This window comes from Chromobacterium sp. (genome assembly GCF_041912965.1).
GTDB classification, from domain to species: Bacteria; Pseudomonadota; Gammaproteobacteria; order Burkholderiales; family Chromobacteriaceae; genus Chromobacterium; species Chromobacterium aquaticum.
In genome coordinates this window covers 32,719-47,027 of sequence record NZ_JAYSGF010000017.1, presented here as the reverse complement: position 1 = coordinate 47,027, position 14,309 = coordinate 32,719, and the positions used below count along the sequence as shown (strand labels likewise).

The window sequence follows — 14,309 nt, the reverse complement described above, 5'->3', positions numbered from 1 at the left end:
GCCTTGGCTCGCGAGATCGTAAACAGGTTCTGCCGCATCGCGTGACAGGAGGCCGGCCGTGCCGGCCCCCGACTGGAACCAAACCAAATTCAGAGGTGAAGTCATGGATTACCGAGCCAAGACCAGCGTCAAGAACATCGTGCTGACCGGCCCCACCGGCGTGCTGGGCGGCCGTTTGCTGCAGGAAATACTGGCCACCACCGACGCCAACGTGTATTGCGTGGTGCGGGCTGAGAACAAGGACGCCGCGCGCGCCCGCATCGAAGACGTGCTGTATTGCTACGACGAGGGCCGCAAGCTGTCCACCGAGGCCTGGCGCATCATCCCGGTGCTGGGCGACATCAGCCAGCCTATGCTGGGCCTGGACGCCAGCGCCTACCGCGACCTGGCCCACCTGGCGGACCTGGTGCTGCACTGCGCCGCCAACGTCAGCCTGGTGGCTTCCTATAACAAGATCGCCCCGGTCAACGTGGGCGGCACCGCCAACCTGATCGAACTGTGCCTGGCCGGCAAGGCGCCGCTGGTGTTCACCTCCAGCTTCAGCATGGTGGGCGACAAGCTGTACCAACCGGACTTCGTGCTGCATGAAAGCGATCTGGACGTGGGCCAGGGCTTCGTCAACATGGATTACGAGCGCTCCAAGTTCACCGCCGAGCGCATGGTGCACGAGGCCGGCGAGCGCGGCCTGGACTGGGTCATCGTGCGTCCGGGCAATATCTGGGGCGACAGCCGGACCGGCTGCTACCCGCTGAAGCAGACCAAGGTCAAGGGCATCTACTATGAAATGCTCAAATCGCTGGTGGAAACGGGGCTGACCTTCGCCTCGGACGAAGCCTTCGACATCTCCCCGGTGGACTACGTGGCCCAGGCCACGCTGTTCGCGGCGATGAATCTGCAATCCAGCAATCGCCGCACCTACAACCTGACCAATCCGCGTCCGATCAACTACGACGGCATCGTCGCCCGCCTGCGCGGCTACGGCTACACCCTGCGCGACGTGTCGTCCAAGGACTACTTCGAAGCGCTGCAAGAGGGCCGCATGCACCGCGGCGGCACCGGCTACCGCTCCACCTTCACCGATCTGATGGCCATCTTCTACGACGGCAGCGATTGCAAGGAGCACGCCAAGTACGACACCAGCGAAATCCAGGAACTGCTGGCCAACACCGAGATCCGCTGCCCGGACTCCGATCAGGCGCTGTTCGGCCGCTATCTGGACTATGCGTGCAAGGTCGGCTTCCTGAACGCCCCGGCGGAGCAGGCGCCGCTGGCGGAAATCAAGCGTCACACCAGCATGGCCGGCGGCTATATGGAGAGCCTGTACGACGCCGACCTGAGCGACGCGGCGGCGGTGCGCTGAGATGCTGGCCGACGAGGAAGCGCTGATCGAAGCGCCGGGGGAGCTCGAAAAACCGTCGCGAGCGGTTCGAGAGCAAGACGCACCGCGCGCAGCGACCGAGATAGTACAAGGAGTACAGCGAGGGAGCGAGCACGGAGCAACGCAGCTATCGGACCGCGCAGCAGGTTTTTCGAGCTCCCCACCTGTCGCGGAACTGCTGCTGGACTACCAGGTGCTGAGCAACGGCGAGCCGATAGGCCGGCTGCGCACCGAGCGCCGCCGCGGCTGGCTGGATGATCTGCCGGTGCTGCAAGTCAGCAACCGGATGGACCTGCGCTGCAGCGGCCTGTGGTTCGATTACTCGCTGCAATCGGACGAGAGCATGGACTTCGGCGCCGACGGCCTGTGCCGTTACGCCGGCGTCTCCGACGAGGACGGCGACAAGACCGTGATCAAGGGCCGGCTGCGCCAGGGCGTGCTGACCCTGCGTTTGCACGACGGCCAGCTGGAGGTGCGCCGCTTCAAGCAGGGCGATTTCGACGCCAGCAGCGAAGACGCCGCCGAGCGCTTCCTCGCCGGCGGCCAGGCCGAGGCCACGCTGCGGGTGCTGGATCTGGAGCACTTCGACATCGACGAAGTCCGCTACCAGCGGCTGCCGGACGAAACGCTGGACCTGCTGGGCCAGCCGCGGCAGGCGAGGGTGGTGGCCTATCAATCAAAGCGGCGCAAGATCAGCGGCACCGGCTGGTATCTGTCCGACGACGGCGGCGAAGTGCTGGTGCGCCAGAGCAGCCGCGAACGCGGCGACCACAACGAAGTGATATTGACCGATTGGGAAAGCAAACCATGCCAAATCAAGACTTAGCCGTCACCCTGGTGCAGAGCGACATCGCCTGGGAATCGGTGGATCAGAACCTGCAGCGGATGGAGCGCCACCTGAGCGCGGTGAACGACAGCCAGCTGATCGTGCTGCCGGAAATGTTCACCACCGGCTTCAGCATGCGGCCGGAGAAGATCGCCGAAACCATGGACGGCAAGGCGGTGCAATGGCTGCGCGACACCGCGCGCGCCAAGCGCGCCGACCTGGTGGGCAGCGTGGCGATAGAAGATCAGGGTCGCTACTACAACCGCCTGCTGTGGGCCAAGGCCGACGGCAGCCTGTTCAGCTACGACAAGAAGCATCTGTTCAGCTTCGCCGGCGAGCACGAGCACTACACCGCCGGCGACGCGCCGCTGATCGTCAAGGTGGATGGCTGGTCGGTGGCGGCCTTTGTCTGCTACGACCTGCGCTTTCCGGTCTGGTCGCGCAATAACAAGAGCCAGTACGACCTGGCGCTCTACATCGCCAGCTGGCCGGAGCGTCGTTCCAAGCACTGGCAGACGTTGCTGCCGGCGCGGGCGATAGAAAACCAGGCCTTCGTCATCGGCGTCAACCGGGTGGGCGTGGACGGCAACGACATCCGCTACAGCGGCGATTCCATGCTGATAGACCCGCTGGGCGACACCCTGTACCACGGCCGCCAGCTGGAAAGCGTGCATCAGGCCAGGCTGTCGCGCGCGCAGCTGGACGATGTGCGCGCCCAGTTCCCTTTCCTGAAGGATGCGGACCGTTATCAACTCGTTTGACCGCGCGGCGGCAATGAAAAGAGGCGGATGACTCCCGCGGCTGCGCGGAGTTTTCCGCTGTTTCGGTTCTCCTTCGGCTCCTACGGAAAGTGAAATGCACCAAGCCACAACAAGAGAAAAAGTCATCGAATTCCAGTCGGTGACCAAGCGCTTCAACGACTACACCGCGGTCAACGACGTGTCGCTGGACATCTATCGCGGCGAATTCGTCGCCCTGCTGGGGCCCAACGGCGCCGGCAAGACCACGCTGGTGGAAATGCTGGAGGGGCTGAAACAGCCGGAGGCCGGTTCCATCCGCATCCTCGGACGCAGTTGGCAGAAGGACGAAAGCTATCTGCGCCACCGCCTGGCCGGGGTGCTGCAGGAATCGCTGTTCATCAACAAGCTGCGGGTGGACGAAACCGTCAACCTGTTCGCCAGCTTCTACCGCCGGCCGCGCAGCCGCGCCGACGAGGTGCTGGAACTGGTGGAGCTGATTCCCAAGCGCAAGGTGATGGTGGAAGGACTGTCCGGCGGCCAGCGCCAGCGGCTGGCGCTGGCCATCTCCATCCTCAATCAACCGGAGATACTGATCCTGGACGAACCCACCACCGGCCTGGACCCGCAAGTGCGGCGCGGCACCTGGGACATCCTGCGCAAGCTCAACAAGGAGCTGGGCTCCACCATGTTGCTGACCACCCACTACATGGAAGAAGCGGAATACCTGTGCGACCGCATCTGCATCATGCACCAGGGCCGCATCCTGACCCAGGGCACGCTGGACGAACTGCTGGCCGCTCACGAGCCGGGCGAAGTGGTCGAATACCGGGTCAAGAGCGGCGCCGGCGGCGCCGAGCCCAAGCACAAGGACAATATCATCAGCTACAGCTACGACCAGGCGTCCGCCAAGGCGCGGCTGCTGGTGCGCAACGGCTCGGCCTTCCTGTTCCGCCTGTCCGAGTTCATCCGCGAACAACAAATCGACATCGACGAAATCATCGTGCGCAAAAAAACATTGGACGATTTATTCCTGTCACTGGCCGGCCGAGGTTTCCATGAATAACGCCTTGCTCAATCTGATCATCACCCAATTCCGCCAATACCTGCGCGAGCCGCAAATCCTGTTCTGGTCCTTCGGCTTCCCGCTGCTGCTGGTGTGGCTGCTGGGCGTGTCCTTCTCCGGCGGCGAAATCAAGGAGCGCACCATAGGCGTGGTGCTGCCGGCCAATGTGCAGGAGCAGGCCGCGGTGCGCGCGTGGATCAGCAAGGTGGAAGCCCGCAACCAGCCGCTGTCCAGCGTCATCAACGCGGACGAAATCAAGCGCGACCACCTGATACGGATGAAATACCGCTTCCAGTACTACCCGGACCGCGAATCGGTGTTGCGCGGCCTCAAGCGCGGCGATGTGCAGGTGTTCATGGAGCCCAGCGCCGACAGCGGCAAGCGCATCTACTACCTGGACCCGCAGAACAACGAGGCGCTGCTGACTTACTTCTTCCTCGGCGACGACCCGGACGCGCTGAGCCAGGCGGTGGACAAGAATATGTCGGTGCTGGACAGCCCCGGCCTGCGCTACATCGACTTCCTGGTGCCCGGCCTGGTGGCGATGGCGGTGATGGAAACCTGCCTGATCGCCGTCGGCTGGTCGCTGATCGAAAAACGCGCCACCCGCGTCACCCGGCAGATGCGCATCACCCCGATGCGCAAGACTGACTTCCTGCTGGCCCACGTGCTGGCCTGCCTGGTGTTCAGCCTGCTGGAAACCCTGGTGCTGTATCTGTTTGCCAGCAGTTATTTCGACGTGCACGCCCAGGGCGGGGCCTTGCCCTTCATCGTGCTGCTGCTGGCCGGCAATGTCTGCTTCGCCGGCATCGCCATCCTGGCCGCCTCGCGCGCGACCAAGGCGCAGACCGCCAACGGTCTGCTGGAAATGACCATCCTGTTCCTGGTGATCTTCTCCGGCATCTTTTTCAGCTACAAGCACTTCCCGGACTGGATGGTGGCGGTGATCGAGGTGCTGCCGCTGACCATGCTGGCCGACGGCATGCGCATGATCTTCGTCGAGGGCGCCGGGGTGCTGGAGATCGCGCGTTCGGCGGTGGTGCTCACGCTGATCGGCATTGCCGGCTTCGTCAGCGGCGCGCGGGTGTTTCGCTGGTATTAGGGGCATGAGGCATCCGCTGCGCGGATGATGGTTTTGATTGCCGGGGCGGTCCTGACCGAGCGAGGCAAGCGTAGCGTCGCGAGGGAATAAGGCAGGAAGGGGAACAACGCGGCCAAATTCCCCTATCACTGAGCGAATCAAGGATTCGCTCAGTGATGGCGCGCTAACCTCGCGCTGCTCGAACAGGCAGCCGCTTAAAACGAGCGAAGCGAAGTTTCTGCGTAGCTAAAACCTCGGGCCTGCCACCCGGCGGCAGACTTGAAGGGACTTTGGGCGCGTTGGATACGAGCTTCCTTTCTTGCTGGCCAGTTCCGTTGTTTCAAGAGTGTGAAGAACCGAGCATCGCTGTTGAGCATGCTGGCCGACAGCTCATTGTTAAGTTGTCAAAAAGGAGGAAAGGTAGTGAAACGCTTGATCCTCGCCCTATTGGGCATCGCCATGCTGTCCTTGCTGACGGCCTGCGAACTGGACGAAGACGGCAAGCCGCGCGGCAGTCAGGTGCTGTGGGACCGCAGCGGCGTGCCGCACATCTACGCCGCGCGCGCCGACAGCCTGGCCTACGCCTTCGGCCGCGCCCAGATGCAGGCGCACCCGGAACTGCTGCTGCGCTTGTACGCCCAGGGGCGCGGCCGCGGCGCCGAATACTACGGCGCGGTGTTCGAGGCCGGCGAGCCCTTTCCCAGCAATATGGCGGAAGTGGACCGCCTGGTGCGCGCGATGGGTTTCCCCGAGCGTTCCAAACAATGGCTGCAACAGCAAAGCCCGCGCATGCGCGCCTACCTGGATGCCTTCGTCGCCGGCATCAACGACCAGGCCGCCGCCAGCGGCGGTCTGAGCCCGGCGGCGCGCGCGGTGTTGCCGGTGCGCAGCGAGGACGTGCTGGGCCACACCCTGCGTATTTTCTTCGGCTATCTGAGCGGCTCCACCGCCACCGGCGCGGCCAATTGCTCGCTGATCTACCCGGACGCGGTGGCCACCCCCATCAATCTGATCGGCGGTTCCAACGGCTGGGCGCTGGGGCCGGCCAAGAGCCGTTCCGGCAACGCCATGCTGCTGGCCAATCCGCATTTGCTGTGGGGCGGCAGCCATACCTGGTTCGAAGCCCAATTCAAGAGCCCGGAATACGATATCTACGGCGCCACCCTGGTGGGTCTGCCGGTGATGCGCATCGGTTTCAACCAGCGGTTGGGCTGGGTGCACACCGTCAACACCCAGGACGGCTGCGACCTCTACCAGCTCAAGCTCAGCGGCCAGCAATACCTGCTGGACGGCGTGGCGCGCGACTTCGACACCAAGCGCGAAACCATGTATATCCGCCAGCCGGACGGCAGCCTGCAAGCCGAGCAGCTGACGCTGCGCCGCGCCGAGCAGGGCCCGGTGTTCGACAAGGACGGTCAGAGCTACGCGCTGCGCATCGTCGGCGTCGACCAACTGCAGACCCCCGGCGTGCTGGAACAATGGTGGGACATGGCGCAGGCGCCCGACTTCAATGCCTTCCGCAAGGTCGTGGCGCGGCTGCGCAACCCCTACCACAACATCATCTACGCCGACGCTCAGCGCAATATCTGGGCGGCTTTCGGCGGCCTGACCCCGCGCCGCGCCGGCGGCGACGCCGCCTTCTGGGCGCAGCCGGTGGACGGCAGCCGCGGCGATCTGATCTGGCGCCAGGCGCTGCGCCTGGACGAATTGCCGCAGGTGCTCAACCCGGCCAGCGGCTGGGTGCAGAACTCCAATAGCGTGCCCTGGTATATGAGCAAGCCGGCGCTGGATCCGGCCGCCTACGCCGCCTATCTGTCGCCGCGGGCGTCGCCGCTGCTGCGCGAACAGCGCGGCATCGAGTTGATCGAGCAAACACCGGCCTTCACCCTGGACACGCTGCTCAGCGCCAAGCACGACACCAGGCTGCTGCTGGCGGACCGGGTGCTGGATGATTTGATCGGCTATGCGCGCGCCTCCGGCGACGCCGGCCTGATCGCCGCGGCGCAAGTGCTGGCCCAATGGGACCGGCGCAGCGACGCCACCAGCAAGGGCGCGGTGCTGTTCGCCGCCTGGGTGGCGGCCTCCGGCGGCGAAGACGGCTTGCGCTACCGCCAGGAAGCGGACCCGGCGCAGCCCTACAGCACGCCGGCCGGCCTGCGCGACGCCGGCTTCGCGCTCAGCAAGCTGGGCGCGGCGGCCCAGGGGCTGCAACAGGCAGGCGTGCCGCTGGACATCGCCTTCGGCGAAGTCTACCGGCTGCGGCGCGGCCCCGCTGGCGGCGCGGCGCGGCTGGACCAGCCGGCCAGCGGCGGCGCCGAGGGTCTGGGCGCCTTCCGCACCTTCAGCTATATCGGCGACAGCGACGGCCGCCAGCGCGCCATCTTCGGCGATACCTTCACCGCGCTGGTGGAATTCGGCCGGCCGCTGCGCGCCAAGGTGATCAACACCTACGGCAACAGCAGCCAGCCGCAATCGCCTTACTACGGCGACCAGATGGCGCTGGCGGCGCGGAACGAAATGCGCGACGCCTTGCTCAAGCGCGAGCAGGTGGAAGCGGCGCTGGCCAAGCGCGAGTGGTTCCGTTACTAGCGGGCGCGCGGCGGCAGCGCTTCGCCGCGGCCGTCGGCCTCCAGCATCGCGATCAGCTGACGGGCGAATAGCGGCAGCTTGTCCAGTTCGCGCACGCAGATCAGCAGATTGCGCACGGCCCAGACATTGCTCAAGCGCACCAGTTGTAAGTCCAGGCTGCAGGCGTGGCGGCGCGCCGCCGATTCCGGCAGGATGCCGATGCCGACATCGGCGGCTATCATCCGGCACACCGCCTCGAAGCTGCTGACCTGAGTGCGTATCTTCAGCGGCCGCCGCAGCTGGGTGGCGGCCTGGGTCAGGAAGGAATGGATGGCGCTGCCCTCGTGCAGCGCGATGTAGTCGTAATCCAGCGTGGCGGCGAAATCCAGCGAGCGTCGCCGCGCCAGCGGGTGACGCGCGGCGGCGGCCAGCACCAGCCGGTCCTGGCGGTAGGGCATCACCTGCAGGCCGGAGGTGTCCGCGCTGTCGGCGACGATGCCGATGTCGGCGGTGCCGTCGCGCACCGCGCGCACGATGTCGCGGCTCAGCCGTTCGCGCAGATCGGTGTTCACATCGGGGTGGCTCAGCAAGAAGGCGCTCAACACCGGCGGAATGAACTCGGTGATCGCCGTGGTGTTGGCCAGCACCCGCACATGGCCCTTGATGCCGGTCGCGTATTCCTGCAAATCCCCACGCAGGCTTTCCAGTTGATTCAGCACCTTGCGCGCATGGTGCAGCAGCGTGCGTCCCGGCGGCCGCAGCGACACGCCCTGGCTTTCCCGGTTCAGCAACTGCACGCCTAGGGCCTGTTCCAGATGCTTGACGCGCATGCTGGCGGCCGGCAGCGACAGGTGCGCGCGCGCGGCGGCGCGGGTCAGGCTGCTTTCTTCCGCGATGAAGACGAATAATCTCAGATCGACCAAATCAAAATGCATGCCCATGGCTCGATTCATCCTCCTGTTGCCGTGTCCGGCGCGGCCGGCGTAGAACAGGTTTTCAGTCGCCGCGCTTAAGCCGTGCCTAAATCCGGCTTCGGCAAATGCGAATTGTCAGTTGGCGCGGGTCTGTTCATGCTGGACCGCATTCCTTTTCATCCATCGTGGCCGGCGGCCCGTTGCCGGCAAGGGACGATCCATGCCTGACATTAAACATGTGAATCAATGGTTGGGAAAGAGCGAGCGGCGTCATGACACGCTGGCGCCGGCTCCGGCCATCGCGTTGGCGGCGCTGCTGGGACGAGAAGGGACGCCGCCGGCGGCGGGCGATGCATTGCCGCCCTTATGGCACTGGCTGTATTTCCAGACCCCGCCGCGGCTGGAGGCACTGGGCACGGACGGCCATGCGCGGCGCGGCGGCTTCCTGCCGCCGTCGGCGCTGCCGCGGCGGATGTGGGCCGGCGGCCGCGTGGAATGGCTGCAGCCGCTGCGGCTGGGGGAAGCGGCCAGTCGCTACTCCTGCATCGTCGCCATCCAGGACAAGCTGGGCCGCAGCGGTCCGCTGCAATTCCTGACGCTGCGCCATGAAATCAGCGGCGAGAACGGCCTGGCGCTGGTGGAGGAACAGGATCTGGTGTATTGCCGCGCGCCGGAGGGCGCCGCGCCGGCGGTGGCGGAGGCGATGCCGGCCGCGCCATGGCGGCGCGCGCTGCGCGCCGACGATGTGCTGCTGTTCTGCTATTCGGCCCTGACACTGAACACTCACCGCATCCATTACAGCCGCGATTACGCGGTGGAAAGCGAAGGCTATCCCGGTCTGGTGGTGCAGGGGCCGCTGCTCGCCACGCTATTGCTGGAGCTGTGTCGCCGACATGCGCCGGCCTACCGGCCGCGCGGCTTCCATTTCCGCGCGCTGCGGCCCTTGTTCGCCGACAGCGACATCAGCCTGGGCGGCAGGCCGGAAACAGACGGTCGCGTTTCCCTGTGGGCGTGGAACGCGGCCGGGCAGCCGGCGATGGAGGCGGGCCTGAGCCAGGCGGCCACGAGGCTCAGCGCGTCGGATGGCGTGGCCAGCGGCGCGTGACGCGGAAAGGACGAGACGATGCAAACCAGCCAGGATACTTACCAGGAGTTGCGCGCGGCTGTGCGCGCGCTGTGCGCGCAATTTCCCGATGCCTATTTCCGCATGATCGACCAGCAGCGCGGCTATCCCGAAGCCTTTGTCGCGGCGCTGACCGAGGCCGGCTGGCTGGCGGCGCTGATCCCGGAACAATACGGCGGTTCCGGCCTGGGCCTGACCGAGGCCTCGGTGATCCTGGAGGAAATCAACCGCTGCGGCGGCAACTCCGGCGTCTGCCATGGCCAGATGTACAATATGGGCACGCTGCTGCGTCACGGCTCCGAGCGGCAAAAGCGCGACTACCTGCCGCGCATCGCCAGCGGCGAGCTGCGGTTGCAGTCGATGGCGGTGACCGAGCCCGGCGCCGGCAGCGACACCACCCGCATCCAGACCCGGGCCGTCCGCCACGGCGACCATTACCGCGTCAGCGGCCAGAAAGTGTGGATCTCCCGGGTCCAGCATTCCGACCTGATGATCTTGCTGGCGCGCACCACGCCGCTGGAGCGGGTGAGCCGGCGCTCGGAAGGCATGTCGCTGTTCCTGATCGATCTGCGCGCGGCGGTGGGGCACGGACTGAATGTGCGGCCCATCGCCAATATGGTCAATCACGAGACCAATGAACTGTTCTTCGATGAGCTGGAGGTGCCGGCGGAAAACCTGATCGGCGAGGAAGGCCTGGGCTTCCGCTACCTGCTGGACGGACTCAACGCCGAGCGGGCGCTGATCGCCGCCGAATGCGTGGGCGACGGCCGCTGGTTCATCGACCGCGTCGTCGGCTACGGCTGCGAACGCCAAGTGTTCGGCCAGCCCATCGCCCGGAACCAGGGCGTGCAATTCCCCATCGCCCGCGCCCACGTCCAACTGGAAGCGGCCAGCCTGATGCGCTTCGAGGCCTGCGCCCGTTTCGACGCGCGGCAAAGCTGCGGTGCCGAGGCCAATATGGCCAAGCTGCTGGCCTCGGAAGCCTCCTGGGAAGCGGCCAATGTCTGCCTGCAATTCCACGGCGGTTTCGGCTTTGCCTGCGAATACGACATCGAGCGCAAATTCCGCGAAACCCGGCTTTACCAAGTCGCGCCCATTTCCACCAATCTGATCCTGGCCTATGTGGCCGAACATGTGCTGGGCCTGCCGCGCTCGTTCTGAGCGCGGCGGCGCAGACGGCTTGAAGGAGTCCGCGATGAGGCCTTTGCAAGGCATGACCGTGCTGGCGCTGGAACATGCGGTCGCCGCGCCGTTCGCCACCCGGCAGTTGGCCGATCTGGGCGCGCGCGTGATCAAGGTGGAGCGTCCCGGCGGCGGCGATTTCGCGCGCGCTTACGATGAGCGCGTGGCCGGCATGTCCTCCTACTTCGCCTGGCTCAACCGCTCCAAGGAAAGCCTGACGCTGGACCTGAAGCGCCCGGAGGCGGCGGCGGTGCTCAGCGCGCTGCTGGAGCGGAGCGATGTGCTGGTGCAAAACCTGGCGCCGGGCGCGGCGGCGCGGCTGGGCCTGGCGGCGGTCGGCCTGCGCGAGCGCTGGCCGCGGCTGATCGTCTGCGACATCTCCGGCTATGGCGATGACGGCCCCTATGCCGGCAGGAAGGCCTACGACCTGCTGATCCAGGCCGAGGCCGGCCTGCTGTCGGTGACCGGCGGCGCCGACGGGCCGGCCCGCGCCGGCATCTCGGTGGCCGACATCGCCGCCGGCATGTACGGCTACAGCCATATCCTGGCGGCGCTGCTCCTGCGCGAGCGCGACGGCGCCGGCAGCCATATCGAGGTGTCGATGCTGGAAGCGCTGACCGAGTGGATGGGCAACCCGCTGTACTTCGCCTACCGCGGCCAGCCGCAGCCGGAACGCAGCGGCGCCAGCCATCCCAGCATCTATCCCTATGGGCCGTTCCAGGCCGGCGACGGCCAGTGGCTACTGTTCGGCCTGCAGAACCCGCGTGAATGGCGGCGCTTTTGCGAACAGGTGCTGCAACGGCCGGAGCTGGCGGACGACCCGCGCTTCGCCGCCAATCCGCGGCGCCACCAGCGGCGGGCGCAGCTGCAAGCCATCATCGACCAGGTGTTTTCCGGCCTGGATTCCGAGCAACTGCTGAGCCGGCTGGAGCGGGCCGGCATCGGCTGCGGCCGCGTCAACGCGATGGCCGATGTCTGGCGTCACCCGCAATTGGCGGCGCGGCGGCGCTGGCGGCAGGTGGATTCGCCGGCCGGGCCGATACCGGCGCTGCTGCCGCCGGGCGTCAGCGACGGCTTCGACTACCGGATGGACGCGATCCCGGCGCCGGGACAGCACAGCGAGGCGATTCTGCTGGAGCTGGGCTATGCCGCCGGCGACATTCAAGGCCTGCGCGAGCAAGGCGTCATTTGAACAGGAGCGGCGATGAGCGCGATACACGAGAGCGGTAGCGCCGGGCTGGCGGCCTTCGCCGCCGAACTGAGGCCGGAACAGGTGCCCGAGCCGGTCTGGCGCCGGGCCGAGGAACTGCTGCTGGACTGGTTCGGCAGCGCGCTGGCGGGCAAGGGCGCGCGGCCGGTGGCCAGTGTCGCCGACTTCGCCGCCGCGATGGGGCCGGCCGACGGCGCGGCGGAACTGCTGATTTCGCGGCGGCGCAGCTCGCCCTTGTTCGCCGCCATGATCAACGCCGCCGCCTCCCACGTGGCGGAACAGGATGATGTGCACAATGGAGCGGTGTTCCATCCCGGCGCCGTGGTGTTTCCGGCCGCGCTGGCCGCGGCGCAAGCCTTGCGCCGTTCCGGCGCCGAGCTGCTGCTGGCGGCGATCGCCGGCTACGAGGCCGGCATCCGCGCCGGGGAATGCCTGGGCCGCTCCCATTACCGGGTGTTCCACACCACCGGCACCGTCGGCGGCATCGCGGCGGCGGTGGCGACGGGCCGGCTGCTGCGGCTGGACGCGCGGCAAATGAACCACGCCATCGGCACCGCCGGAACCCAGGCCGCCGGCCTGTGGGAATTCCTGCGCACTGCCGCGGATTCCAAACCGCTGCACGCCGCCCATGCCTCCGCCAGCGGCCTGGCCGCGGCCTACCTGGCGCGCGACGGCTTCCGCGGCGCCGAGCGGATATTGGAAGGTACCCAGGGCATGGCCGCCGGCATGTCCCGCGATGCCGACCTCAGCCGGCTGACCGACCAGCTGGGGCAGCGCTGGGCCTTGCTGGAAACCTCGTTCAAATACCACGCCTCCTGCCGGCACACCCATCCGGCTGCGGACGCGCTGCTGCAGCTGATGGGGCAGCACGGCCTGAGCGCGCGCGAAATCGTCCGCGTCAACGCCAAGGTGCATGTCGCGGCCTTGGAAGTGCTGGGCGCGGTGGCGCGGCCGACGACGGTGCACCAGGCCAAGTTTTCCATGGGCACGGTGCTGGGGCTGATCGCCTGTCACGGCGCCGCCGGCATCGCCGAGTTCGAGCGTGCGCTGGACGATACGGCGGTGGCCGACTTCGCCGCCAGGGTGGCGATGGAGGCGGACGCCGAAGTGGAAGCGGCCTATCCGCGGCGCTGGATCGGCAAGGTGGAGGTGCTGACCCGCGACGGCCGCCGGCTGGAGAGCAGGGTGGAACAGCCCAAGGGCGACCCCGGCAACACCCTGAGCCGCGCCGAGCTGGAAGCCAAGGCGATGCGGCTGGCGGCTTTCGGCGGCGCGGCGGGTCCGGAGGAAATGCGGCTGGCCCTGGCCCGGCTCTGGGACATGCGTGGCGCGGCGGTGGTGGGCAGCCTGCTGCCGGGAGAGCGCGAATGAGGCCGGCCGGGGCGTGGCATTCCTGCCTGTTCGTGCCCGGCAACCGGCCGGAGCGCTACGCCAAGGCCGCCGCCTCCGGCTGCCACGCGGTGATCGTGGACCTGGAGGACTCGGTGCCGGCGGCGGACAAGGCCGGCGCGCGCGACGCGGCGGCGGGCTGGCTGCGGGAAGGCTGCGGCGCTGTCGCGCGGCTGCTGCGCGTCAATGCCGCCGATAGCGCCGACTTCGCCGCCGATGCCGAATTATGCCGGGCGGCGGCGGTGGACGGCGTGGTGCTGGCCAAGGCCGAGAGCGTCGAGCAACTGGACGCGCTGGCGGCCGGCGCCCCCTTGCTGCCGCTGATCGAAACCGCGCGCGGTCTCGCCGCCGTCGCCGCCATCGCCGCGCATCCGCGGACGGCGCGGCTGTTGTTCGGCGCGCTGGACCTGCAACTGGACCTGGACATCGAAGACGAGGACGAGGGCCTGCTGTTGTTCCGCTCGCAGCTGGTGCTGGCCTCGCGGCTGGCCGGCCTGCCGCCGCCGCTGGACGGCGTCACCGCCACGCTGCGGCCGGAAGCGCTGAGCCGTGATGCGCGGCGGGCGCGGCGGCTGGGCTTTGGCGGCAAGCTGTGCATCCACCCCGCCCAGGTCGCCGCGGTCAATGCCGCCTTCCTGCCGTCCGAGGCGCAGCTGGCCTGGGCGCGGCGGGTTTGCGCGGCGGCGGAACGCGCCGGCGGCGGCGCCACGACGCTGGACGGCGTCATGGTGGACCTGCCGGTGCTGCGCCGCGCCGAGCGGGTGCTGGCGGCTGCCGGCGCGGAGCAAGCGCGGACCTGTCGTTTTTCCAAACCTTGACCTTGAGGAGCATGGAC

At 67.4% G+C, this 14,309-nt stretch carries 12 protein-coding genes; 11 read left to right on the top strand and 1 reads right to left on the bottom strand.

Annotated elements, in window-relative coordinates:
• Window positions 1-103: 103 nt before the first annotated feature.
• From ACE3QM_RS11255 to ACE3QM_RS11230, 6 genes are all read left to right on the top strand, one after another.
• On the top strand, window positions 104-1,360 hold the full coding sequence (locus ACE3QM_RS11255) for a thioester reductase domain-containing protein (RefSeq protein WP_048410695.1): 1,257 nt from the start codon (window positions 104-106) through the stop codon (window positions 1,358-1,360).
• Between the two features lie 211 nt (window positions 1,361-1,571).
• Window positions 1,572-2,204, top strand: a complete 633-nt coding sequence (locus ACE3QM_RS11250) for a hypothetical protein (RefSeq protein ID WP_048410694.1) — start codon at window positions 1,572-1,574, stop codon at window positions 2,202-2,204.
• Entirely contained in the window at window positions 2,186-2,965 is a 780-nt protein-coding gene (locus tag ACE3QM_RS11245; protein ID WP_048410693.1) for an amidohydrolase, read from the top strand. Before ACE3QM_RS11250 ends, ACE3QM_RS11245 begins: the two co-directional genes overlap by 19 nt.
• A gap of 94 nt (window positions 2,966-3,059) precedes the next feature.
• Entirely contained in the window at window positions 3,060-4,007 is a 948-nt protein-coding gene (locus ACE3QM_RS11240) for an ABC transporter ATP-binding protein (RefSeq protein WP_048410692.1), read from the top strand.
• A complete protein-coding gene (locus tag ACE3QM_RS11235) occupies window positions 4,000-5,109 on the top strand; it encodes an ABC transporter permease (RefSeq protein ID WP_048410691.1) in 1,110 nt (369 codons plus the stop codon). The genes ACE3QM_RS11240 and ACE3QM_RS11235 overlap by 8 nt, the downstream gene beginning before the upstream one ends.
• A gap of 402 nt (window positions 5,110-5,511) precedes the next feature.
• Complete coding sequence (locus ACE3QM_RS11230) at window positions 5,512-7,677, top strand: penicillin acylase family protein (RefSeq protein ID WP_374421902.1); 2,166 nt, start codon at window positions 5,512-5,514, stop codon at window positions 7,675-7,677.
• On the opposite strand, the gene ACE3QM_RS11225 is transcribed toward ACE3QM_RS11230, so the two are convergent.
• Window positions 7,674-8,591 (bottom strand): LysR substrate-binding domain-containing protein, encoded by a 918-nt coding sequence (locus ACE3QM_RS11225; RefSeq protein WP_374421899.1) that lies wholly within the window; start codon window positions 8,589-8,591, stop codon window positions 7,674-7,676. The genes ACE3QM_RS11230 and ACE3QM_RS11225 overlap by 4 nt on opposite strands.
• A 199-nt stretch (window positions 8,592-8,790) precedes the next feature.
• Here ACE3QM_RS11225 and ACE3QM_RS11220 point away from each other — a divergent pair, with 199 nt between their 5' ends.
• The 5 genes from ACE3QM_RS11220 to ACE3QM_RS11200 are packed head-to-tail and all read left to right on the top strand — an operon-like array spanning window position 8,791 to window position 14,292.
• Window positions 8,791-9,675, top strand: coding sequence for a MaoC family dehydratase N-terminal domain-containing protein (locus tag ACE3QM_RS11220; protein WP_374421897.1), 885 nt, complete (start codon window positions 8,791-8,793; stop codon window positions 9,673-9,675).
• Between the two features lie 18 nt (window positions 9,676-9,693).
• Window positions 9,694-10,854: an acyl-CoA dehydrogenase family protein gene (locus ACE3QM_RS11215; RefSeq protein WP_048410689.1), complete on the top strand. Its 1,161-nt coding sequence runs from the start codon at window positions 9,694-9,696 to the stop codon at window positions 10,852-10,854.
• A gap of 34 nt (window positions 10,855-10,888) precedes the next feature.
• Complete coding sequence (locus ACE3QM_RS11210) at window positions 10,889-12,067, top strand: CaiB/BaiF CoA transferase family protein (RefSeq protein WP_374421893.1); 1,179 nt, start codon at window positions 10,889-10,891, stop codon at window positions 12,065-12,067.
• A gap of 12 nt (window positions 12,068-12,079) precedes the next feature.
• Complete coding sequence (locus ACE3QM_RS11205; protein WP_374421891.1) at window positions 12,080-13,456, top strand: MmgE/PrpD family protein; 1,377 nt, start codon at window positions 12,080-12,082, stop codon at window positions 13,454-13,456.
• Window positions 13,453-14,292, top strand: coding sequence for a CoA ester lyase (locus tag ACE3QM_RS11200; protein WP_374421889.1), 840 nt, complete (start codon window positions 13,453-13,455; stop codon window positions 14,290-14,292). The genes ACE3QM_RS11205 and ACE3QM_RS11200 overlap by 4 nt, the downstream gene beginning before the upstream one ends.
• The last annotated feature ends 17 nt before the right edge of the window (window positions 14,293-14,309 follow it).

What these genes read in the sequence shown, in the direction of transcription:
- ACE3QM_RS11245 (WP_048410693.1), top strand. Translation starts at nt 2,186, where the DNA reads ATGCCAAATCAAGACTTAGCCGTCACCCTGGTGCAGAGCGACATCGCC.
- ACE3QM_RS11225 (WP_374421899.1), bottom strand. Translation starts at nt 8,591, where the DNA reads ATGCATTTTGATTTGGTCGATCTGAGATTATTCGTCTTCATCGCGGAA.
- ACE3QM_RS11205 (WP_374421891.1), top strand. Translation starts at nt 12,080, where the DNA reads ATGAGCGCGATACACGAGAGCGGTAGCGCCGGGCTGGCGGCCTTCGCC.
- ACE3QM_RS11215 (WP_048410689.1), top strand. Translation starts at nt 9,694, where the DNA reads ATGCAAACCAGCCAGGATACTTACCAGGAGTTGCGCGCGGCTGTGCGC.
- ACE3QM_RS11255 (WP_048410695.1), top strand. Translation starts at nt 104, where the DNA reads ATGGATTACCGAGCCAAGACCAGCGTCAAGAACATCGTGCTGACCGGC.
- ACE3QM_RS11210 (WP_374421893.1), top strand. Translation starts at nt 10,889, where the DNA reads ATGAGGCCTTTGCAAGGCATGACCGTGCTGGCGCTGGAACATGCGGTC.
- ACE3QM_RS11235 (WP_048410691.1), top strand. Translation starts at nt 4,000, where the DNA reads ATGAATAACGCCTTGCTCAATCTGATCATCACCCAATTCCGCCAATAC.
- ACE3QM_RS11220 (WP_374421897.1), top strand. Translation starts at nt 8,791, where the DNA reads ATGCCTGACATTAAACATGTGAATCAATGGTTGGGAAAGAGCGAGCGG.
- ACE3QM_RS11200 (WP_374421889.1), top strand. Translation starts at nt 13,453, where the DNA reads ATGAGGCCGGCCGGGGCGTGGCATTCCTGCCTGTTCGTGCCCGGCAAC.
- ACE3QM_RS11240 (WP_048410692.1), top strand. Translation starts at nt 3,060, where the DNA reads ATGCACCAAGCCACAACAAGAGAAAAAGTCATCGAATTCCAGTCGGTG.